21 protein-coding genes are annotated in these 20,333 nt (G+C 71.6%); 15 read left to right on the top strand and 6 right to left on the bottom strand.

Translation table 11 applies throughout. The features are described from left to right. Positions 1-28 precede the first annotated feature (28 nt). The 9 genes from AB0O53_RS10970 (at position 29) to AB0O53_RS10930 (ending at position 8,235) form a co-directional block, all read left to right on the top strand. Complete coding sequence (locus AB0O53_RS10970; protein WP_350994835.1) at positions 29-790, top strand: helix-turn-helix transcriptional regulator; 762 nt, start codon at positions 29-31, stop codon at positions 788-790. Further along, a complete protein-coding gene (gene sufB / locus AB0O53_RS10965; protein WP_350994833.1) occupies positions 787-2,202 on the top strand; it encodes a Fe-S cluster assembly protein SufB in 1,416 nt (471 codons plus the stop codon). The genes AB0O53_RS10970 and sufB overlap by 4 nt, the downstream gene beginning before the upstream one ends. A gap of 76 nt (positions 2,203-2,278) precedes the next feature. Next, the gene (gene sufD, locus AB0O53_RS10960) at positions 2,279-3,457 is read left to right on the top strand and encodes a Fe-S cluster assembly protein SufD (protein WP_365194611.1); all 1,179 of its coding nucleotides are present in this window, start codon (positions 2,279-2,281) and stop codon (positions 3,455-3,457) included. Further along, entirely contained in the window at positions 3,457-3,774 is a 318-nt protein-coding gene (locus AB0O53_RS10955; RefSeq protein ID WP_136232716.1) for a bifunctional 3-phenylpropionate/cinnamic acid dioxygenase ferredoxin subunit, read from the top strand. Before sufD ends, AB0O53_RS10955 begins: the two co-directional genes overlap by 1 nt. A gap of 7 nt (positions 3,775-3,781) precedes the next feature. Beyond that, a complete protein-coding gene (gene sufC, locus AB0O53_RS10950) occupies positions 3,782-4,546 on the top strand; it encodes a Fe-S cluster assembly ATPase SufC (protein WP_350994829.1) in 765 nt (254 codons plus the stop codon). Further along, positions 4,543-5,799, top strand: a complete 1,257-nt coding sequence (locus AB0O53_RS10945) for a cysteine desulfurase (RefSeq protein WP_183069570.1) — start codon at positions 4,543-4,545, stop codon at positions 5,797-5,799. The genes sufC and AB0O53_RS10945 overlap by 4 nt, the downstream gene beginning before the upstream one ends. Positions 5,800-5,821: 22 nt before the next feature. Further along, positions 5,822-6,283 (top strand): Fe-S cluster assembly sulfur transfer protein SufU, encoded by a 462-nt coding sequence (gene sufU, locus AB0O53_RS10940; RefSeq protein ID WP_030846233.1) that lies wholly within the window; start codon positions 5,822-5,824, stop codon positions 6,281-6,283. After that, a complete protein-coding gene (locus AB0O53_RS10935; protein WP_030027092.1) occupies positions 6,280-6,624 on the top strand; it encodes a metal-sulfur cluster assembly factor in 345 nt (114 codons plus the stop codon). The genes sufU and AB0O53_RS10935 overlap by 4 nt, the downstream gene beginning before the upstream one ends. A 279-nt stretch (positions 6,625-6,903) precedes the next feature. Further along, the gene (locus tag AB0O53_RS10930; RefSeq protein ID WP_350995078.1) at positions 6,904-8,235 is read left to right on the top strand and encodes a hypothetical protein; all 1,332 of its coding nucleotides are present in this window, start codon (positions 6,904-6,906) and stop codon (positions 8,233-8,235) included. A 26-nt stretch (positions 8,236-8,261) separates the two neighbouring features. Here AB0O53_RS10930 and AB0O53_RS10925 read toward each other — a convergent pair whose 3' ends face one another. After that, positions 8,262-9,101, bottom strand: coding sequence for a hypothetical protein (locus AB0O53_RS10925; protein ID WP_365194609.1), 840 nt, complete (start codon positions 9,099-9,101; stop codon positions 8,262-8,264). Positions 9,102-9,282: 181 nt separating this feature from the next. On the opposite strand from AB0O53_RS10925, the gene AB0O53_RS10920 reads away from it, so the two are divergent. Together AB0O53_RS10920 and AB0O53_RS10915 are read left to right on the top strand one after the other, a co-directional pair. After that, positions 9,283-9,603 (top strand): DMT family transporter, encoded by a 321-nt coding sequence (locus AB0O53_RS10920; RefSeq protein WP_365194607.1) that lies wholly within the window; start codon positions 9,283-9,285, stop codon positions 9,601-9,603. After that, complete coding sequence (locus AB0O53_RS10915) at positions 9,603-10,157, top strand: TetR/AcrR family transcriptional regulator (RefSeq protein WP_350994825.1); 555 nt, start codon at positions 9,603-9,605, stop codon at positions 10,155-10,157. Before AB0O53_RS10920 ends, AB0O53_RS10915 begins: the two co-directional genes overlap by 1 nt. Positions 10,158-10,217: 60 nt before the next feature. On the opposite strand, the gene AB0O53_RS10910 is transcribed toward AB0O53_RS10915, so the two are convergent. Beyond that, entirely contained in the window at positions 10,218-11,090 is an 873-nt protein-coding gene (locus AB0O53_RS10910; RefSeq protein WP_350994824.1) for a winged helix-turn-helix transcriptional regulator, read from the bottom strand. A gap of 94 nt (positions 11,091-11,184) precedes the next feature. Between AB0O53_RS10910 and AB0O53_RS10905 the strand changes: the two genes are divergently transcribed. Together AB0O53_RS10905 and dapD are read left to right on the top strand one after the other, a co-directional pair. Beyond that, a complete protein-coding gene (locus tag AB0O53_RS10905) occupies positions 11,185-12,414 on the top strand; it encodes an MFS transporter (RefSeq protein ID WP_365194828.1) in 1,230 nt (409 codons plus the stop codon). Positions 12,415-12,423: 9 nt separating this feature from the next. Further along, the gene (gene dapD, locus AB0O53_RS10900; protein WP_365194604.1) at positions 12,424-13,404 is read left to right on the top strand and encodes a 2,3,4,5-tetrahydropyridine-2,6-dicarboxylate N-succinyltransferase; all 981 of its coding nucleotides are present in this window, start codon (positions 12,424-12,426) and stop codon (positions 13,402-13,404) included. A 63-nt stretch (positions 13,405-13,467) separates the two neighbouring features. Here the strand turns inward: dapD and AB0O53_RS10895 are convergent, their stop codons facing one another. From AB0O53_RS10895 to AB0O53_RS10880, 4 genes are all read right to left on the bottom strand, one after another. Next, positions 13,468-13,911, bottom strand: a complete 444-nt coding sequence (locus tag AB0O53_RS10895; RefSeq protein WP_350994822.1) for a hypothetical protein — start codon at positions 13,909-13,911, stop codon at positions 13,468-13,470. A 106-nt stretch (positions 13,912-14,017) separates the two neighbouring features. Further along, positions 14,018-14,275 (bottom strand): hypothetical protein, encoded by a 258-nt coding sequence (locus AB0O53_RS10890; RefSeq protein WP_350994821.1) that lies wholly within the window; start codon positions 14,273-14,275, stop codon positions 14,018-14,020. A gap of 144 nt (positions 14,276-14,419) precedes the next feature. Beyond that, positions 14,420-14,893 carry a GNAT family N-acetyltransferase gene (locus tag AB0O53_RS10885; protein ID WP_350994820.1) on the bottom strand — a complete coding sequence of 158 codons (474 nt, stop codon included), beginning with the start codon at positions 14,891-14,893 and terminating at the stop codon, positions 14,420-14,422. Positions 14,894-14,960: 67 nt separating this feature from the next. Continuing rightward, on the bottom strand, positions 14,961-16,802 hold the full coding sequence (locus AB0O53_RS10880; RefSeq protein WP_350994819.1) for a DUF8508 domain-containing protein: 1,842 nt from the start codon (positions 16,800-16,802) through the stop codon (positions 14,961-14,963). 377 nt (positions 16,803-17,179) lie between these two features. Here AB0O53_RS10880 and AB0O53_RS10875 point away from each other — a divergent pair, with 377 nt between their 5' ends. Together AB0O53_RS10875 and AB0O53_RS10870 are read left to right on the top strand one after the other, a co-directional pair. Further along, complete coding sequence (locus AB0O53_RS10875; protein WP_365194601.1) at positions 17,180-18,700, top strand: hypothetical protein; 1,521 nt, start codon at positions 17,180-17,182, stop codon at positions 18,698-18,700. 181 nt (positions 18,701-18,881) lie between these two features. After that, entirely contained in the window at positions 18,882-20,321 is a 1,440-nt protein-coding gene (locus tag AB0O53_RS10870; protein ID WP_350994815.1) for an alkaline phosphatase PhoX, read from the top strand. Positions 20,322-20,333 lie beyond the last annotated feature (12 nt).

Below are 20,333 nucleotides of genomic sequence, written 5' to 3'. Positions count from 1 at the left end.
GCTCGGTTAATTACGCAACAATGGCGTTGTGAAATACGGCGAACGGCAGAACGAGACCCCCCAGGGGGAGCTCACCACCGGGGAGCGGTCAACCCGCAACCGGGTGGCGCGCTCGATCCTGGACCACGGTCCGTCCACCGTCGCCGACCTCGCCCAGCGCCTCGGCCTCACCCAGGCCGCCGTCCGCCGCCACCTCGACACGCTCGTCGCCGACGACGTGGTCGAAGCCCGTGAGCAGCGCGTGTACGGAGCGCGGACCCGGGGTCGGCCCGCCAAGGTCTTCGCGCTCACCGACTGCGGTCGCGACGCCTTCGACCAGTCCTACGACACGCTCGCCGCGGACGCCCTGCGCTGGATCGCGCAGTCCGTCGGCGGCGGCGAACAGGGCGAGGCGGCCGTCGCCGCCTTCGCCAGGGCGCGGATGGAGACGCAGGCGCAGACCTACCGGGAGGCCGTCGAGGCGGCCGCCCCCGAGGGCCGCACGGAGGCCCTTGCGAAGGCGTTGACGCAGGACGGGTACGCTGCTACGGCGAAGAGCGCTCCCGGTCCGCACAGCGGTGAACAGCTCTGCCAGCACCACTGCCCGGTCGCCCACGTGGCCGAGCAGTTCCCGCAGCTCTGCGAGGCGGAGACCGAGGTCTTCTCCCGCCTGCTCGGGACGCACGTGCAGCGCCTCGCCACGATCGCCCACGGCGACGGAGTGTGCACGACGTTCATTCCGCGAAGCGCGGGCACCACACAGACCGACACATCAGTATCTGCAAGTACGGCCGGGAGGAACCCCGCATGACCACGGAGACTGCTCACCCTGAGCTCGATGGCCTGGGCACCTATGAATACGGTTGGGCCGACTCCGACGCGGCCGGTGCCGCTGCCAAGCGGGGTCTGTCCGAGGCTGTCGTCCGCGACATCTCGGCGAAGAAGTCCGAGCCGGAGTGGATGCTGAACCTCCGCCTCAAGGGCCTGAAGCTCTTCGGCAAGAAGCCCATGCCGATGTGGGGCTCCGACCTCTCGGGCATCGACTTCGACAACATCAAGTACTTCGTGCGCTCCACCGAGAAGCAGGCCGCTTCCTGGGAGGACCTGCCCGAGGACATCAAGAACACGTACGACAAGCTCGGCATCCCGGAGGCGGAGAAGCAGCGCCTCGTCGCCGGTGTCGCGGCCCAGTACGAGTCCGAGGTCGTCTACCACCAGATCCGTGAGGACCTGGAGGAGCAGGGCGTGATCTTCCTCGACACGGACACCGCGCTCAAGGAGCACCCGGAGCTCTTCCAGGAGTACTTCGGCACGGTCATCCCGGTCGGCGACAACAAGTTCGCGTCGCTGAACACCGCGGTGTGGTCCGGCGGCTCGTTCATCTACGTCCCCAAGGGTGTCCACGTGGACATCCCGCTCCAGGCCTACTTCCGCATCAACACGGAGAACATGGGCCAGTTCGAGCGGACGCTGATCATCGTCGACGAGGACGCCTACGTCCACTACGTCGAGGGCTGCACCGCCCCGATCTACTCCTCGGACTCGCTGCACAGCGCCGTCGTCGAGATCATCGTCAAGAAGGGCGGCCGCTGCCGCTACACGACGATCCAGAACTGGTCGAACAACGTCTACAACCTGGTCACCAAGCGCGCCGTGGCGTACGAGGGCGCGACCATGGAGTGGATCGACGGCAACATCGGTTCCAAGGTCACCATGAAGTACCCGGCCGTCTACCTGATGGGCGAGCACGCCAAGGGCGAGACCCTGTCCATCGCCTTCGCGGGCGAGGGCCAGCACCAGGACGCCGGCTCCAAGATGGTCCACATGGCGCCGAACACCTCCTCGAACATCGTCTCCAAGTCGGTGGCCCGAGGCGGTGGCCGCACCTCCTACCGCGGCCTGGTCGAGATCGGCGAGGGCGCCGCCGGCTCCAAGTCCAACGTGCTGTGCGACGCGCTGCTCGTGGACACGATCTCCCGCTCGGACACGTACCCGTACGTGGACGTCCGCGAGGACGACGTGACGATGGGCCACGAGGCCACCGTCTCCAAGGTCTCCGACGACCAGCTCTTCTACCTGATGCAGCGCGGCCTCACCGAGTTCGAGGCCATGGCCATGATCGTGCGCGGCTTCGTCGAGCCGATCGCGAAGGAGCTGCCCATGGAGTACGCGCTGGAGCTCAACCGGCTGATCGAGCTGCAGATGGAGGGCTCGGTCGGCTAGTCCCGACCGCCCCGCCCGCAGCACATCCACAGACGCAGACGCAGACCTGCTTAAGAGAGCGAGCAAGACGACAGCCATGGCTGAGGCTCAGAATATTCCGGCGGGCTCCACCACCGCCGGCGCGATCGCGGTGGCCGCCGAGTCCACCGTCGCCACCCGGATGAGCGCGCCCCCGTCCTTCGACGTGGCCGACTTCCCGGTCCCGCACGGCCGCGAGGAGGAGTGGCGCTTCACGCCGCTCGCCCGCCTCAAGGGCCTGCACGACGGCACCGCTGTCGCGGACGGCACGATGAAGGCCCAGATCGACGCGCCCGAGGGCGTCACCGTCGAGTCCGTGGAGCGCGGCGACGAGCGGATCGGCAAGGCCGGCACCCCCGTCGACCGGGTCGCCGCACAGGCCTTCTCCTCGTTCGCCAAGGCCACGGTCATCACCGTGCCCAAGGAGACCGTGCTCACCGAACCCATCCGGGTCGCCCTGCACGGCGAGGGCGGCACGACCTTCGGTCACACCGTCTTCGACGTGAAGCCCTTCGCCGAGGCGATCATCGTGATCGACCACACCGGTGACGGCGTGCGCGCCGCCAACGTCGACATCCTCGTCGGCGACGGCGCCAAGGTGACCTTCGTGTCCGTCCAGGACTGGGACGACACCGCGGTCCACACCTCGCAGCACAACGCCCTCGTCGGCCGTGACGCGAGCTTCAAGTCCGTCGTCGTCACCTTCGGCGGCGACCTCGTCCGCCTGCACCCGCGCGTCACCTACGCGGGCCCCGGCGGCGAGGCCGAGATGCTCGGCCTGTACTTCACGGACGCCGGCCAGCACCAGGAGCACCGCCTCCTGGTCACGCACGACGCGCCGCACTGCAAGTCGAACGTGGTCTACAAGGGTGCCCTGCAGGGCCAGGACGCCCACGCGGTCTGGATCGGCGACGTGCTGATCGAGAAGAGCGCCGAGGGCACCGACACGTACGAGATGAACCGCAACCTCGTCCTCACGGACGGCGCGCGGGTCGACTCCGTGCCGAACCTGGAGATCGAGACCGGCGAGATCGTCGGCGCCGGCCACGCCTCCGCGACCGGCCGCTTCGACGACGAGCAGCTCTTCTACCTGCAGGCCCGCGGCATCCCGGCCGACGAGGCCCGCCGCCTGGTCGTCCGCGGCTTCTTCGCCGAGCTCGTCCAGCAGATCGGTGTCGACGACATCGAGGAGCGCCTGATCGCCAAGATCGAGGCCGAGCTCCAGGGTTCCGTCTGATGAACTACGTCAAGGCCTGTGCGCTGAGCGAGCTGGAGGAGGACACCCCCAAGCGGGTGGAACTCGACGGCACGCCGGTGTCCATCGTCTCCACCGACGGGGAGGTGTTCGCGATCAACGACATCTGCTCGCACGCGAACGTCTCGCTCTCGGAGGGCGAGGTCGAGGACTGCATGATCGAGTGCTGGCTGCACGGGTCGGCCTTCGACCTGCGCACCGGCAAGCCCTCCGGTCTGCCCGCGACGCGCCCCGTCCCCGTATACCCCGTAAAGATCGAAGGGGACGACGTGCTCGTCTCCCTCACCCAGGAGTCCTGAGGTATCCATGGCAACGCTTGAAATCCACGACCTGCACGTCTCCGTCGAGGCCGAGAACGGCGCCCGCGAGATCCTCAAGGGCGTCGACCTCACCGTCAAGCAGGGTGAGACGCACGCCATCATGGGTCCGAACGGCTCCGGCAAGTCCACGCTGGCGTACTCGCTGGCCGGTCACCCGAAGTACACGATCACCGGCGGCACGGTGACCCTCGACGGCGAGGACGTCCTCGAGATGTCCGTCGACGAGCGCGCCCGCGCCGGCGTCTTCCTCGCCATGCAGTACCCGGTCGAGGTCCCCGGCGTCTCGGTCTCCAACTTCCTGCGCACCTCCGCCACCGCCATCCGCGGCGAGGCCCCCAAGCTGCGCACCTGGGTGAAGGAGGTCAAGTCCGCGATGGAGCAGCTGTCGATGGACCCGGCCTTCGCCGAGCGCAACGTCAACGAGGGCTTCTCCGGCGGTGAGAAGAAGCGCCACGAGATCCTCCAGCTGGAGCTCCTCAAGCCGAAGATCGCGATCCTCGACGAGACCGACTCCGGCCTGGACGTCGACGCCCTGCGCATCGTCTCCGAGGGCGTCAACCGCGTCCGCGAGACCGGCGAGGTCGGCACCCTGCTGATCACCCACTACACGCGCATCCTGCGCTACATCAAGCCCGACTTCGTGCACGTGTTCGCGAACGGCCGCATCGCCGAGTCCGGCGGCGCCGAGCTCGCCGACCAGCTGGAGAACGAGGGCTACGACAAGTACGTGAAGGGTGGCGCGACCGCGTGACACAGCTGCCTGGCCTCCTCGACATCGAGGCGATCCGCAAGGACTTCCCCCTGCTGGATCGTGTGGTCCACGACGGGAAGAAGATCGTTTACCTGGACAACGCTGCGACCTCGCAGAAGCCGCGCCAGGTGCTCGACGCGCTGAACGAGTACTACGAGCAGCACAACGCGAACGTCCACCGCGGCGTCCACGTGCTCGCAGAGGAGGCCACGGCGCTGTACGAGGGCGCCCGCGACAAGGTCGCCGCCTTCATCAACGCGCCGAGCCGCGACGAGGTGATCTTCACCAAGAACGCCTCGGAGTCGCTCAACCTCGTGGCGAACATGCTCGGCTGGGCGGACGAGCCCTACCGGGTCGACCGCGAGACCGAGATCGCCATCACGGAGATGGAGCACCACTCCAACATCGTGCCGTGGCAGCTGCTCGCGCAGCGCACCGGAGCGAAGCTGAAGTGGTTCGGCCTCACCGACGACGGCCGGCTCGACCTGTCCAACATCGAAGAGGTCATCACGGAGAAGACGAAGATCGTCTCCTTCACGCTGGTCTCCAACATCATGGGCACGGTCAACCCGGTCGAGGCGATCGTCCGGCGCGCCCAGGACGTCGGCGCGCTGGTGCTGATCGACGCCTCCCAGGCCGCTCCGCACATGCCGCTGGACGTGCAGGCGCTCGGCGCCGACTTCGTGGCCTTCACCGGCCACAAGATGTGCGGCCCGACCGGCATCGGCGTCCTGTGGGGCCGCCAGGAGCTCCTGGAGGACCTTCCTCCGTTCCTCGGCGGCGGCGAGATGATCGAGACCGTGTCGATGCACGCCTCGACCTACGCCCCCGCGCCGCACAAGTTCGAGGCCGGTACGCCCCCGATCGCCCAGGCCGTCGGCCTCGGCGCGGCCGTGGACTACCTGACCTCGATCGGCATGGACAAGATCGCCGCGCACGAGCACGCGATCACCGAGTACGCGATCAAGCGCCTCGCCGAGGTGCCCGACCTGCGGATCATCGGCCCCACCACGGCCGAGGACCGCGGAGCCGCGATCTCCTTCGTGCTCGGCGACATCCACCCGCACGACGTCGGCCAGGTCCTGGACGAGCAGGGCATCGCGGTCCGCGTGGGACACCACTGCGCGCGCCCCGTCTGCCTGCGCTACGGAATTCCGGCGACGACGCGAGCGTCTTTCTACCTGTACTCCTCTCCGGCCGACGTCGACGCGCTGATCGACGGGCTGGAGCACGTACGGAACTTCTTCGGCTGACGGACGAGGCGACGAGGACGCAGTGAAGCTGGATTCGATGTACCAGGAACTGATCCTGGACCACTACAAGCACCCGCACGGGCGTGGCCTGCGCGACGGCGACGCCGAGGTGCACCACGTCAACCCGACGTGCGGCGACGAGATCACGCTGCGCGTGAAGTACGACGGTGAGAAGCTGACGGATGTCAGCTACGAGGGCCAGGGCTGCTCCATCAGCCAGGCCAGCGCCTCCGTACTGAACGAGCTGCTCGTGGGCAAGGAACTGGCCGAGGCGCAGAAGATCCAGGCCGTGTTCCTGGAGATGATGCAGTCCAAGGGCAAGATCGAGCCCGACGAGGCCATGGAGGAGGTGCTGGAGGACGCGGTCGCGTTCGTCGGCGTCTCCAAGTACCCGGCCCGTGTGAAGTGCGCCCTGCTGAGCTGGATGGCGTGGAAGGACGCGACCGCCCAGGCCCTGGGCGACGCGGAGAGGAAGACGGCATGACCGAGAACGCGACGCCCGAGGCGTCGACCAAGCCGGCCACCGAGGAGGAGGTCCGCGAGGCCCTCTACGACGTGGTCGACCCCGAGCTGGGGATCGACGTCGTCAACCTGGGCCTGATCTACGGCATCCACATCGACGACGCGAACATCGCCACCCTCGACATGACCCTGACCTCGGCGGCCTGCCCGCTGACGGACGTCATCGAGGACCAGGCGAAGTCGGCGACGGACGGCATCGTCAACGAACTCCGGATCAACTGGGTCTGGATGCCGCCGTGGGGCCCGGACAAGATCACGGATGACGGTCGTGAGCAGCTCCGCGCGCTCGGCTTCAACGTCTGATCACCCCCGCTCGCGCAGGAGGGCCCCCGGCACGGTCGTGCCGGGGGCCCTCGGTGCTTTCCGGATCCCTCTCCGGATCCCTCTCCGGGTCCCTTTCCGGATCCTTTTCCTGATCGACGCCCCGGTCCGGACGGCTGTTCTCCGGGTGGACGGACGGCGTGCACCCCGTGTTGTCCACCGTCGCCGAATCTTCTCGACGGCCGTCACGACGTGGCGGCGCATACGAGAGGACCCCCTGTGACCGTTCGTTTCGCCGCCGGGACCGCCGGCCTCGCCGCGCTGCTGATCGCCGGGCTCACCGCGCCCGCCCAGGCCGTGACGTACGGGACGCCGACGATCGCGCTGTCCGCGTCCTACCTGTCCGGGGCCGTCGGGGCGACCGGGGACCCGGTCGTGAACGTCACCGTCGGCCAGAGCGGCGCCGACGTCTCGGCGCTGACGGTCAGCGCCTCGGCGTCGAGCAAGCCCTCGGTCGCCGGGACCGGGGACGTGAGCGTCACCGGCGCCGGGGCGGTCCGGCAGCTGGCCGTCACCGCGCGCGGCCGCGGCTACACCAACCTCACCGTCAAGGTCACCGGGCTGGGCGGCAAGACCGCCACCAAGACGCTGTACTACGCGGCCTCCGCCGCCGTGCAGAACCCGGCGGACGCCCGTTACCTCACCGGCTCGGCGGACGCCTCCGCCGCCGTGGACGTGGGCGGCGGGTACGCGGTGGTGGCCGACGACGAGTCCAACGTGCTGCGCCTGTACGACCGTTCCCGCTCGGGCGCGCCGGTCAAGACCTGGGACTTCAGCTCGCAGCTCGGTGTCAGCAAGGAGGTCGACATCGAGGGGGCGACCCGGATCGGCAACACCATCTACTGGACCGGCTCGCTCGGCAACAACAAGGACGGCGAGTACAAGGCGCCCCGGAACACGGTGTTCACCACCACGGTCAGCGGATCCGGCTCGGGCACGCAGCTGGCGTACGGGCGCTCGTACAAGAAGCTCCGTGACGACCTCGTCGCCTGGGACAAGGCGAACGGCAACAGGTACGGCTTCGCCGCGGGCACCGCGGACGGGGAGGCGCCGAAGCAGATCGACGGGTTCAACGTGGAAGGCCTGGAGTTCGCGCCGGGCTCCACGACCACCGCCTACCTGGGCTTCCGCGCCCCGCTGGCGCCGGCGGTGCCGGGCGGCAAGGCACTGCTGGTGCCGGTCACCAACTTCGACCAGGTCCTGGCGAGCGGGGCCAAGGCGGTCTTCGGGGCCGGTGTCGAGCTGGACCTCGGCGGGCTTGCCGTGCGGGACATCCGCAAGAACGCGGCCGGGCAGTACCTGATCCTGGCCGGCTCGTGGGCCGCCGACGACAACTCCGACCCGTACGCCCTCTACCAGTGGGACGGAGTCCCGGGACACGCCCCGGTCAAGCGGGCCGACCTGCCGACCACCGACCCGGGCGGCTGGGAGGCGATCGTGGAGGTCCCGGACTTGACGGCGGCGGGGGCCCGGGTGCAGCTGGTCACCGACAGCGGCTCCGCCGACCTGTACGGGGACGGCACCGAGGCCAAGGACCTGACGCACGCGGAGTGGAAGAAGGCGCGGGCGGCCTGGTTCACGCTGAACCCGTGATCAGGGACGGCGCGTGATCCCCGTGCTCAGGGGCTCGTGATCAGGGGCTCCGCCGCGAGCGACCCGGCCCGGTGCTCGCGGCGGAGCCGCCGGTCGGCGTAGAGCAGCCCGACGGCCAGCTGTGGGAAGGTCAGCAGCAGCGCCGGCGCGAGCAGCAGCCCGAGGGCGCCGAACCACTGCTGGAGGACGTACGAGGCCCCCAGCGCCAGTGCGCCCGCCGGAGCCGTGACACCGAGGGTCCGCCACCAGGCACCGCGCACCAGGCGGGCCGACCGGCGCAGGGCCGCCACCGGGCCGAGCGCCTCGTACCCGGCGGCCGTGGGCGCCAGGGCGAAGAGCACGGCGAGCCACAGGGCGACCGGGGCCAGGGGCAGCAGCCCGAGCGGCGGCAGCCCGGCGGCGAAGGCGGCGGCCCCCGGTCCGACGGCCGCCAGCAGGGCCAGCAGCCGCGCGCCGAGGACCGCAGGGGTCCTGGGCAGGGCGGCCCGCAGCAGCTCGCGCGCGGCCACCGGGCGGCCGAGCACGGCCGGCCGGAGCAGGGCCGCGGCCAGGGCGCCCGCCAGCGCCCAGCTGAACAGCAGGAACAGGGCGGTGGCCGGGACGAGGACGTAGACGAAGGCCCGGCTGCCGGCGGTACGGGTGAGGGAGGCGAGGGTGGCCGCCCCGCCGACCGCGGCGAGCAGGAGCAGCCCGCCGAGTTGGCCGAGGAGCAGGGCCCCGAGCAGCCGGCCCCCGTACCGGCGCAGCGCGGTGAGGGCGCCGCCGAGGATCTCCCGGGCGGCCAGCGGCCGCAGGGGTATCACCCCCGGCCGGGGAGCACGCGGGGGAAGCCAGCCGCCGCCCTGGTGGGTCCAATGCTGCGCCATGCGCCGCCCGCCCCTTCGTCGCCCGTCGCCCGTTGCCCGTCGTCCGTCGTCCGTCGTCCGTCGTCCGTCGTCCGTCGTCCGAGGAGGCGTCAGGGTAGCGCCGCGGGCCGCAGGAGTCCCGGGCCATGCGCGCGCGTCCGCATGTGTACAGGTGTACGTATCGATGTGTACTCTTGTACGCATGCCCTATGTCCTGCTCGCCGCAGCCATCGCCGCCGAGGTCGCCGGCACCACCGCCATGAAGTACAGCGACGGCTTCACGAAGCTGTGGCCCTCGCTCGGCACCCTGCTGGGATACGCCATAGCCTTCACCCTCCTCGCGCAGACCCTGAAGACCATGTCGGTCGGCACGGCCTACGCGATATGGGCCGGTGTCGGCACCGCCGCCATCGCCGCGATCGGCATGGTGTTCATGGGGGAGGCGGTCACCGCCGCGAAGATCGCCGGGATCGCCCTCGTGATCGGCGGGGTCGTCCTGCTGAACCTGGGCGGGGCGCACTGATGCCGCGGGGCGCGCGGCGCTACGACCCGGACCGGCGCCAGCGGATCATCGACGCCGCGATCCGGGTGGTGGGCGCCAAGGGCATCGCCGGGCTGAGCCACCGCAGCGCGGCCGCGGAGGCCGACGTACCGCTGGGCTCGACGACGTACCACTTCAAGACCCTCGACGACCTGCTGGTCGCGGCGCTGCGGCAGGCCAACGAGGGCTTCGCCCGGGCGGTGGCGCAGTCGCCGGCACTGGCCGATCCGGACGCGGACCTCGCGGGGGCGCTGGCCCGCCTCCTGGGCGAGTTCCTGGCGGTGGACCGGGGCCGGGTGGAGCTGGAGTACGAGCTCTACCTCGCCGCACTGCGCCGCCCGGCCCTGCGGCCGGTCGCCGCCGAGTGGTGCGAGGCCGCGTCCGAGGCGCTGGTCCCGAGGACCGACCCGGTCACGGCCCGGGCGCTGGTGGCGGTGATGGACGGCATCGGCCTGCAGGTCCTGCTGACGGACGCCGCGTACGACGAGTCGTACGCCCGTGAGGTCCTGGCCCGGGTCCTGCGCCCGAGGGCCTAGCGGGCTCAGAGGGCCGGAGGGCCGGAGGGCTGCAGGGCCGCAGGGTGTCCTGGAGGGCGGCTACGCCGTGCGCACCGCCGCCAGGGCCGTGCGCACGCTCGCCTCGATGTCGCGGATCGGGTAGATCACCTCGCGCACCGTGCGGTCGCGGTCGACGACCAGGGTCAGCCGCTTGATCCGGCTCACGCCCGCCGCCCGGAACGTCGGCAGCCTCAGCGCGGTCGTCAGTTCCAGGTCGGCGTCCGAGAGGAGCGGGAAGCGCAGCTTCTCCTGCTCCGCGAACTCCCGCTGCTCGTCCGGGCGCTGGGTCGAGACCCCGTGCACGGTGGCGCCGGCGGCCGTGAACTCCGCGAGCTGGTCGCGGTAGGTGCAGGACTCGAGGGTGCAGCCCTTGGCGCCCGGGATCCCGGCCCAGTCGGGCGGGTAGGACTCGGCCCGCGCGTAGGCGCCAGGGAAGAAGTACAGGACCGTGAACGGCGTGTCCGCCACCGGGTCGCCGAGCCCGCCGAAACGGTCCGGCAGCATCAGCTCCGGCACCCGCGTGCCGCGCAGCGCGTGGACCCGTTCCGCCTCGCGCGATGCCGCGTCGGTCGTCGCCGTCATCTCTCCCTCTCCCAGGACCCAGGTGTCTCCCCAGTCCTGGAGGGCCACCAGGACCGGCAGCAGCCCCCGCCCGCGCGGGGTCAGCCGGTACTCGTGCCGCACCGGACGCTCCTGGTACGGCTCGCGCGACAGCACCCCGGCCTCCACGAGCAGCTTGAGCCGCTCCGTGAGCACCTTGCGGGACACGCCCAGCTCGCGCTGGAGCTCGTCGAAGCGGTGCAGGCCGCGCGCGGTGTCGCGCACGATCAGCAGGGTCCACCAGTCGCCCACCACGTCGAGGGCCTGGGCGATGGCGCAGTCCGCGTCGCCGAGGTGTGTGCGCTGGGCCATGGGAGCTCCTTTGTCCGTTGACCCAAGGCTGTCATGCTGACATAGTCCGTTCCCAAAAGGAACTGACTAGCCGGATACGGGGGGCACGGGTGTGCTGCAGGGGTTCAAGGACATACCGAGGGTCGTGTGGCTGCTGGCTGCGGGGGTGTTCGTCAACGCCGTCGTCAGCTTCACCTTCGTCTTCGTCTTCCTCTACCTGACCGGCCCGCGCGAGCTCGGCGCCGCCCAGGCCGGCATCGTCACCGGGATCGGCGGCATCGGCCTGGTCGCGGGCAACTTCAGCGGCGGCTGGTACGGGGACCGCTACGGCCACCGCCGGGTGCTGCTCGCCGCCGCCACCCTCGCCGGAGTGGCCCTCGCGGTCATCCCGCTGCTGCCCACGCCGCTCCTCTTCGCGGCCATGCCGGCGGCCCAGTACGCCTCCGGCGTGATCCGGGCCGCCAACTCCGCACTGGTCGCGGTCACCGTCCCGGAGGGGGGCCGCCGCCAGGCCTTCGCCCTCGTACGGTGCGCGTCCAACGGCGGCTTCACCCTCGGACCGCCGCTGGGCGCCATGGTCGCGACCGGGCTCTCGTACGACTGGCTCTTCGTCGCCGACGGCGTCGGAACCCTCTTCTTCGCCCTCTGGACCGCCCGCGTCGTCCCGGCCCGCGGCGCACCCCGCACGACCTCCGCGGCCCCGGACGGGGGTCGGGGCCGCGGAATCGCCGCCGAACTGCGGGCCCGGCCGGCCCTGTTGGTGGTGCTCGGCGCGATCCTGGTGACCGACGTCGTCTACCGCCAGCAGTACTACACCTTCCCCGTCTTCCTCACCGACCACGGCCTGGACCCGCGCGCCTTCGGGCTCGTCATCGCCCTCAACGGCGGGGTGATCCTGCTGCTGGAGCTGCCCGCCGCCGTCGCGCTGCGCGAGCGGCCCGCGCTGCCGGTGATCGCCGCCGGGCTGGTGCTGGTCGGGGCCGGGTACGGGGCGCTGCTGTTCGGGGCGGGGATCGCGAGCGCCGTGGTGATGATGGTCCTGCTGAGCCTCGGGGAGATCCTCTACAAGACCACCGCCACCGCCTACGTCGCCGACGAGGCGCCCGAGCACGCCGTCGGGCGGTTCCAGAGCCTGTACGCGGGGATCTCGGTCAGCGGGGTCGTCATCGGCCCGCCGCTGGGCGGAGCGCTGTACGCCGCCGCGCCGGGGCTGCTGTGGCCGCTGTGCGCCGGGCTCGCGGCGACGGCGGGCGCGGCAGTGCTGTGGGCCTCGGCGCGCCGGCGCCGACACGCGCTCCGACCGGCACATGAGACCGGTTCGCAACCGCAGCCCGTCGCCGGTTAGGTTTCGGGCATGACTGCTACGCGTACCACCGGCGCCGTCGCCGCCGGACTTGCCACCCTCACCGCCGACGGCACCGTCCTCGACACCTGGTTCCCCGCCCCCGAGCTGATCGCCGAGCCCGGCCCGGCCGGCACCGAGCGCCTCACCGCCGAGCAGGCCGTGGAGCTCCTCGGCGCCGCCGCGGCCAAGGCGATCCGCAGCGACGCGGTCCGCGGCGTCGAGGTCGTAGCCGTCCGCACGGTCATCGCCTCCCTGGAGGACAAGCCGCTGGACGCGCACGACGCGTACCTGCGCCTGCACCTGCTCAGCCACCGCCTGGTCAAGCCGCACGGCCAGAACCTCGACGGCGTCTTCGGCCTGCTGACCAACGTCGCCTGGACCTCGCTGGGCCCGGTCGCCGTCGACCAGGTCGAGACCGTCCGCCTCAACGCCCGCGCCGAGGGCCTGCACCTGCAGGTCACCTCGATCGACAAGTTCCCGCGGATGACGGACTACGTCGCCCCCAAGGGCGTGCGCATCGCCGACGCGGACCGCGTCCGCCTCGGCGCGCACCTCGCCGAGGGCACCACGGTCATGCACGAGGGCTTCGTCAACTTCAACGCCGGCACCCTCGGCACCTCCATGGTCGAGGGCCGCATCTCCGCGGGCGTCGTCGTCGGCGACGGCTCCGACATCGGCGGCGGCGCCTCCACCATGGGCACCCTCTCGGGCGGCGGCAAGCAGATCATCTCGATCGGCGAGCGCACCCTGATCGGCGCCGAGGCGGGCATCGGCATCGCCCTCGGCAACGAGTGCGTCGTCGAGGCCGGCCTCTACGTCACCGCCGGCACCCGCGTCACCCTGCCGGACGGCCAGATCGTCAAGGCCCTGGAGCTCTCCGGCGCCGACAACATCCTCTTCCGCCGCAACTCGGTGACCGGCGCCGTCGAGGCCCGCCCGTACAAGGCGAACTGGGGCGGCCTGAACGAGGTCCTGCACAGCCACAACTGACGGTCGTACACGTCTGCGAGCGCCCTTCCGGACCCGGTGGTCCGGGAGGGCGCTCGGTCGTGGTCAGGGCGGGGCGGGCAGCGCCGTGCGGGCGCGCTCGATCTCGCCCAGGTACTGGTCCAGGCGGAAGCGGACCTCCTCGACCACCATGCCGTCGGCGCCGGGGAACATGAGGTCGGACCAGACGACCGTCTCCCCGCGCAGCCGGACCCGGATGGTCAGCCGGTCAGGTCCCGGGTCGGGACCTTCCTCGGCGGCCACGTCCACCGTGCGCGGGGTGTCAGCGGGGTGGAGCGGGCCGCCCGGGCGCAGGAGCAGTCCGGGGGCGAGTCCGGCCATCCTGCGGTCGCTGCGCGTGATCAGGTCGAGGCCGTCGACGAAGAGGTAGGTGTGCACCGCGGTGCACGCGGGCGGTCCGGGACACGTGCCGATGAGCAGCGTGCCGACCGTGTCCCGCGGGCCGGTGGGCGCCTCGGCCCTCAGCCTCCGCGGGGATCTACGAGGCATCCGCCCCAGGTGTCGTCATGGGCCGATCGTAGCGGCCGCACCCGCGTGGGGCCGCAGGTTTTGCGGGAGGTCAGGCGCGTGGCCCCGACGGCGTCCGGTACACCCCTCAGTGGAGCGGAATGGTGCGGATCAGGCCCGCGAAGGCCTGCTCCTCGGCCTCGGTCAGCTGGACCGACTCCATCGGGTGCGCGGCGGCGGTGCGCTGGGCCGGGATCATCGGCAGGGCCTCGACCGCTCGGCCGGTCTCCGGCTGCCGGACGCGGCCGCCCCACCGCATGTGGCCCAGACCGGCCACCCAGACGAGCGCTGCCACGAACAGGACGGCGAGGCCGATTTCCTGGGCGAGGGAGATCGAGGGGAACACCAGGATCCTCCAGGGGTGCGGGCGGTGCGAGCCGGGACAAGATCGGGCGTGCAGATACTCAACACCACAACCGGTCGATTCGGTGGAGATGTGGCGAGCGTCACGCCAGGGGCGAAAGTCCCTATCTCGCCCGCTACCGGCCCGTCACGGCCGCTCCAGCGGCAGCTTGAAGCCCTCGTGGCTGCGCGCGAAGCCCAGCCGCTCGTAGAAGCGGTGGGCGGCCGTGCGCCGCTTGTTGCTGGTGAGCTGGATCAGGCCGCAGCCGCGCCCGCGGGCCCGCTCGGCGGCCAGCCGCATCAGCTCCGCGCCGAGTCCCTCGCCCCGCCGGTCCGCGCGGACCCGTACGGCCTCCACCAGGGCCCGCTCCTGCCCGCCCTGGCCCAGGCCCGGTATGTACGTCAGCTGCAGGCAGCCCACGACGGTCCCGCCCCCGCCGGCCTCCGTGTCCGCGTCCGTGAGGACCAGCATCTCGTTGCGGGCGTCCGACTCGATCGCGGCGAAGGCCCGCTCGTGTTCCTCGCCCACCGGCATCGAGGCGGGGTCGAGGACCCGGTCCTCGTCGGCGAGCAGGGCGAGTACGGCCGGCAGGTCCCGGCGGGTGGCGATACGGAAGATCATGCCGGGATTGTGGCAGGGGGCCCGGCCGGGACGGCGGCCGGACCCCCTGCTGCTCCTGGCCCGGGGACTACGGGCGGAAGCGCAGCACCTGCGGGTCGTGGTCGCTGTTCTGAGCGGCGAACTCCGCGTTGATGTGCACGCTGTCGTACGTGAACTTCTTGATCGCCGGGCTGGTCAGGATCTGGTCCAGCACCTGGGCGTTGCCCTGGTAGACGTACGAGTAGCGCTCGGCCTTCGGCAGCGACTTGATCGCCGGGTACAGCGCCCCGCCGTCCGCCAGCGCGTCCGTGGTCGCGGAGAACTCGAAGTCGTTGATGTCGCCGAGGACGAGGACGTTGGCGTTCTTGTCCTCCGCCAGGATCTGCTTCACGAAGCCGTTCACGGCCTGCGCCTGGAGCAGCCGCTTGGCCTCCGAGGAACGCAGCGGCGGCTGGTGGTGCGAGGTCAGGCCCTCGTCGCCGCCCTTCGAACCGAAGTGGTTGGCGATCACGAAGACCGTCTTGCCGCGGAAGACGAACTCGCCCGCGAGCGGCTTGCGGCTGTCGGCCCACGCCGGGTTCGCGGGGTCCACGCGGCCGGGGGAGTGGGTCAGGTGGGTCTTGCCGTTCTCCTTGACGACGCCCGTCGCCGTGACCGCGTCACCCGGGGCGCGCTCGGTGAAGGAGACCCGCGCCGGGTTGAAGAGGAACACCTGGCGGATGTTGCCGCCGGGCTCGCCGCCGTCCTTCTTGTCCTCGGGGTTGACGGTCCGCCACTGGTAGGCCGGGCCGCCCGCCGCCGCGATGGCCGCGGTGAACTTGGTGAGGGTCTGCTCCGCCGAGACGGTGCCGTCGTTCTTGGCGCCGTTGTCGTCCTGGATCTCCTCCAGGGCGAGGACGTCGGGGGAGGCGAGGTTCTCGACGACGGCCTTCGCCAGCGCGTCGAACTTCTCCTGCGGGTCCGTCGGGTCGAGGTTCTCGACGTTGTACGTGGCGACCGCGAGCTCCTGCTCGGTCTGCGGCTTGGTCTTCTCGGGGGCGAGGGTGCCCGCCTTGACGGTGCCGAGGGTGCGGGCCACCAGCGTGTAGCCGCCGAACTGGTTGAAGTCCAGCGGGCCTTCCGTGGTGCCGGTCAGCTTGTCGCCGACGTTGGCCACGGGGAAGGGCTGCTGCGCGATCGGCGCGAGCTGCTGGATCTGCAGGCGCCCGGTGTTCTGGGACTCGTAGGAGCCGTAGACGGTGCCGCCGCGCTTGGCGGTGTTCTCCCAGCCCTTCACCGTGACCCACAGCTCGGAGTACGGGTCGGTGGCGCCGACGACGCGCGAGGTGCCGATCTTGACGTTCATGCCCTCGAGGGACTCGTAGTGGTCCAGGGCGTAGCGCGAGGGCTCCAGCGTCAGGCCGTTGATGCTGCCGCCGGCGGCCGGGTCGCCGGCCGGGGTGTACTCGGCGGGGACCGTGTACTCGTTGATCGCGGTGGCCTCGGGCAGCGCGTTGCCGGAGGAGACCACGGTGACGGCCGGCTTGGAGATCTGGGTCACCGACTGGTTGCCGGAGCTCACGCCACCGGGGATGTACTCGCCGACGGTGCCGGAGACCTTGACCGCGTCGCCCACGGCGACGGTCGGGACGGAGTTCGTGAAGACGAAGACGCCCTCGCTCGTCGCGTCGTTGTCGTCGGCGTCGGGGTCCTGGATCCAGAAACCGCGCGAGCCGTAGGTCCGCACGCCCGTCACGATGCCCTCGACGTCGGCGACCTGCTTGCCGTTGAGCGGGGATATCCGGGTGGTGCCCTGGATGTCGTGGATGCGTACCGGGTCGGCGGACGCCGCGCCCTCGGCCGCGTCGGCGGAGCCCGCGAGCAGGCCGGTGGCCAGCGCGGAGGCGACGAGGGCCGCGACGGCGGCGGAGCGGGGATGCGAGGAGCGCATGGTCAGGAAACTCCGGTGTGGGAGAGGGGTAGGGAGAGGCTGCGAACAGCGAGATCTGCGGGGGGTTGGTCAGCCCCCAAACGTCTACGCGCGTCAATTTCCTGTGTTGCCAGCAAAGTTGTCAAGCCCTCCAGGGGAGACGGCAGCTGACTGTGGGATGAACCAAAGGCGATGGCCCGCCGGGTGCGCCCGATATGCGTCTACGCTGGGTCGCCGTACGACGGCCACGGCTGTCATCTGCGCCACATCGGCCATGCCCGCACTGCCCCGTCATGTCGGCCATGTCGCCGGTTTTCGGGCGCGTATGACGGTCCGGCCGCCCGGCCGGACCGTCAGGGCCCGCCCGTCACCACCGCGTCCGCGAGGAGAGCCTCCCCATGTCCGCTGAGTCGCACCCCACACTGCCGCCGGTACGGCTGCACTCCGATGCGGAGCTGGCGCGCGACGCCCTCGGCGCCCCGCTGTTCGCGCGCGCCGTACGGCTGGCCCGCTGGGCCGGGCCCGCGACCCGCGTCGGGGTCGGCGGCGAGCTGGCGGCCGACCAGCTGCCCGCGGCCGCCGCCCATCTCGGCCTCGACACCGCGGACGAGGACGCCGCCGGGTACGCGAGCCAGGCCTGGCGGGTGGCCGTGGACACCGGCCTGGTGGACGTGACCGAGCCGGAGGAGGACGCGGCCGCCGAGGGCACCGCCGCGGCCGACAGCGTCGCGGAGGGCGCCGGGGAGGCGGGCGAGGAGCCGTACGGCACGGCCGCGCCCGGCGAGGACCTGGCGCTGGTGACGGGCGGGGCCCCCGGCGACGTCCTCGGCCTGTGGCGGGCGGCCCTGGAGGCGGTGCTCGCCGACGCGGCCGTGCCCGACCTGGAGGACCTGGTCGACGCGCTGGACGCGGGCGGGGAGATCGACTTCGACCGGCTGGACTGGAACCCGGGCCGGGAGGCGGACTTCCTCGACGAGGTCCTCGCCAACCTCTACCTGCTCACCGTCACCGAGGGCGGCGCCGCGGACCGGCCCATTCCGCTTCTGGTGCTGGCCGCGTCGATGGTCGTGCCCGAGGGAATGGGCGAGCCGACCGACGCCGTCCTGGAGCGGGTCTCGGACGCGATGATGCGCCTCGACGACCAGTTCCGGCAGCTGGAGCCGATCGGACTGGTGGAGTTCCGGCCCGTCGACGAGGAGCTGATGGCGCAGGCCGACGAGGACGGCCCGGGCGGTGCGACGGAGGCCGACGACGAGGACGTCTCCCGCTACGGCATGGTCCGCCTGACCCCCCTCGGCCTCTACGGGATCCGCGCCCGGATGCTGGAGGCCGGAGTGGAGGCCCCCGCGGTCGGCGAGCTGGCCGGCAAGGGCGCCGACGCCCTCCTCGACGCCGTCTCCGCCTACCCCGAGCACGCGGCGCAGGCCGAGATCGAGCAGTGGATGGCGGGCCGCAAGACGGCCGCCGCGGTCGCCGAACTGCTGGCCGCCGCGCGCGGGGACGACGAGGGCGGCCCGCTGCGCAGGCTGCGCTGCCAGCAGGCCCTCGCGCCGGCCGGACCGGAGGCCGAGCCGGCGGTCCGCGCGGTCCTGGCCGACGCGGAGCTCGGCGGGCTCGCCCGGGTCTGGATGGCGGAGCACGGCGTGGCCGACGTGCCGGCGCCCGCCCCCGAGATGGTCTTCTGGCTGACGGTCGACACGATCGCGGCGCAGCTCGCCGCCGACGGCGAGAGCGAGGAGCTGCCCCTCCTGATGGAGACCTTGACCGCTCATCACACGGGCTTCTTCGAGAAGGTGTGGCGCGTCGAGCACCCGTCGACGGCGCAGGTCCTGGAGGAGATGGGCCGGCTGCACCCGGACCGGAAGGCGGCGAAGGAGGCCCGCAGGGCCGCCTTCAAGGCGCGCTCGCGCAGGCCCTGAGGACCCGGTCCGGGCAGCCGGTGACAATGCGCCGTTCCTGGTCCGGAGTTGGCCATTGACGCCGACCGGCAAGGGGCCGGTCCCTCTTCGTGGGTAATTCAGCCGCCGTTCACGTGCGGGCGGGAGCGTGTGCGCCGACGACCGCACGACAGGCGCACCACTCCCCACCCCTGGAGACCCGATGCCGCTCAGCCGCAGAGACTTCACCGCCCGTACCGTCATCGCCGGCGCGGGAGTCGCGCTCACCGGGACGGTCGGCGCCCTCGCCACCGCTCCGGGGGCGCTCGCGGCCGAGGACGGTGCGGGCCGTGACGAGCACGGGCGGCCCTGTGAGCCCGGCTACGGCCCGCTCGTCCCCGACCCGGCCGGCATCCTCGCCCTTCCCGCCGGCTTCAGGTACCGCGTGATCACGCACAGCGGCGTCACCCGGCTGGAGTCCGGCGAGACCACCCCGTCCAACCACGACGGGACCGCGGCCTTCGAGGGCCACCGCGGCGTCACCCTGCTCGTCAACAACCACGAGCTCAAGGGCAAGCGGGAGAACTGGGCCCGCCCCGTCCCGCTCGCCGAGGGCCTCGTCTACGACCCGGCCGCGGCCGGCGGCTGCACGGTCGTCGAGGTCCGGCGCGGCGGCGAGGTCGCCGAATGGGTGGGCATCGCCGGTACCTCGACCAACTGCGCGGGCGGCGCCACCCCCTGGGACACCTGGCTGACCTGCGAGGAGAACTCCGACCTCGCCGGCAAGAACGGCATGACCAAGGACCACGGCTACGTCTTCGAGGTCGACCCGCACGACCGCCGCGCCAACCGCGACCCGCGGCCGGTCAAGGCCTTCGGCCGCTACGACCACGAGGCCGTCGTCATCGACCCGCGCCAGGGCCACGCGTACCTGACCGAGGACGCCTCCGGGCCCAACGGGCTGCTGTACCGCTGGACCCCGCCCCGCGGCTTCCGGCACGGGCGCGGCAGGCTCCGTACGCTCGCCGACGACGCCGGCGTGCTCCAGGCCGCCAAGTGCATCGACAGCTCGGGCCGGTTCGTCGACGACCTCTCGCGCGCCACGCGGATCGGCACCGTCTACGGCGTCGACTGGGTGGACGTGCCGGACCGCGACGCGCGCACCGTGCCGGTCCGCAAGCAGTTCGCGGACAGCGCGGTGACGCGTGGACGCAAGCTGGAGGGAATGTGGTGGGCCGATGGAGGCGCCTACTTCGTCTCCTCGTACGCCCGCGAGGAGAGCCCGGGCGCCGCGCACGACGGACAGGTCTGGTTCTACGACCCCAAGCGCCGCACGATCCGGCTGACCGTCCTCATCGGCGTCAACGCGGACCCGTCGGCGGAGGGCGGCTACGACGGCCCGGACAACATCACCGTGTCGCCGTACGGAGGCCTGGTCATCGCCGAGGACGGCTCGGGACTGCAGCATCTGTTCGGCGCGACCGAAACGGGCCGCACCTACCCGCTGGCGCGCAACGAACTGAACATCGGGTCGGCCGAGCAGCCCGAATACTCCGAATTCACCGGTGTCTGCTTCTCCCCGGACGGACGCACGCTGTACGCCAACATCCAGGACCCGGGCATCATGCTGGCCGTCACCGGGCCGTGGCGGCGCGCACACTGACGATCCGCCCGG

Source organism: Streptomyces erythrochromogenes (genome assembly GCF_040684695.1).
Taxonomy (GTDB): Bacteria; Actinomycetota; Actinomycetes; order Streptomycetales; family Streptomycetaceae; genus Streptomyces; species Streptomyces erythrochromogenes_C.
This window is presented reverse-complemented; position numbering and strand designations above follow the sequence as displayed.

Coding starts and splice junctions, on each gene's coding strand:
- AB0O53_RS10885 (WP_350994820.1), bottom strand. CDS start 14,893: ATGATCTTCCGTATCGCCACCCGCCGGGACCTGCCGGCCGTACTCGCC.
- sufB (WP_350994833.1), top strand. CDS start 787: ATGACCACGGAGACTGCTCACCCTGAGCTCGATGGCCTGGGCACCTAT.
- AB0O53_RS10910 (WP_350994824.1), bottom strand. CDS start 11,090: ATGGCCCAGCGCACACACCTCGGCGACGCGGACTGCGCCATCGCCCAG.
- sufC (WP_350994829.1), top strand. CDS start 3,782: ATGGCAACGCTTGAAATCCACGACCTGCACGTCTCCGTCGAGGCCGAG.
- AB0O53_RS10920 (WP_365194607.1), top strand. CDS start 9,283: ATGCCCTATGTCCTGCTCGCCGCAGCCATCGCCGCCGAGGTCGCCGGC.
- dapD (WP_365194604.1), top strand. CDS start 12,424: ATGACTGCTACGCGTACCACCGGCGCCGTCGCCGCCGGACTTGCCACC.
- AB0O53_RS10875 (WP_365194601.1), top strand. CDS start 17,180: ATGTCCGCTGAGTCGCACCCCACACTGCCGCCGGTACGGCTGCACTCC.
- AB0O53_RS10880 (WP_350994819.1), bottom strand. CDS start 16,802: ATGCGCTCCTCGCATCCCCGCTCCGCCGCCGTCGCGGCCCTCGTCGCC.
- AB0O53_RS10915 (WP_350994825.1), top strand. CDS start 9,603: ATGCCGCGGGGCGCGCGGCGCTACGACCCGGACCGGCGCCAGCGGATC.
- AB0O53_RS10870 (WP_350994815.1), top strand. CDS start 18,882: ATGCCGCTCAGCCGCAGAGACTTCACCGCCCGTACCGTCATCGCCGGC.
- sufD (WP_365194611.1), top strand. CDS start 2,279: ATGGCTGAGGCTCAGAATATTCCGGCGGGCTCCACCACCGCCGGCGCG.
- AB0O53_RS10895 (WP_350994822.1), bottom strand. CDS start 13,911: ATGCCTCGTAGATCCCCGCGGAGGCTGAGGGCCGAGGCGCCCACCGGC.
- AB0O53_RS10925 (WP_365194609.1), bottom strand. CDS start 9,101: ATGGCGCAGCATTGGACCCACCAGGGCGGCGGCTGGCTTCCCCCGCGT.
- AB0O53_RS10935 (WP_030027092.1), top strand. CDS start 6,280: ATGACCGAGAACGCGACGCCCGAGGCGTCGACCAAGCCGGCCACCGAG.
- AB0O53_RS10955 (WP_136232716.1), top strand. CDS start 3,457: ATGAACTACGTCAAGGCCTGTGCGCTGAGCGAGCTGGAGGAGGACACC.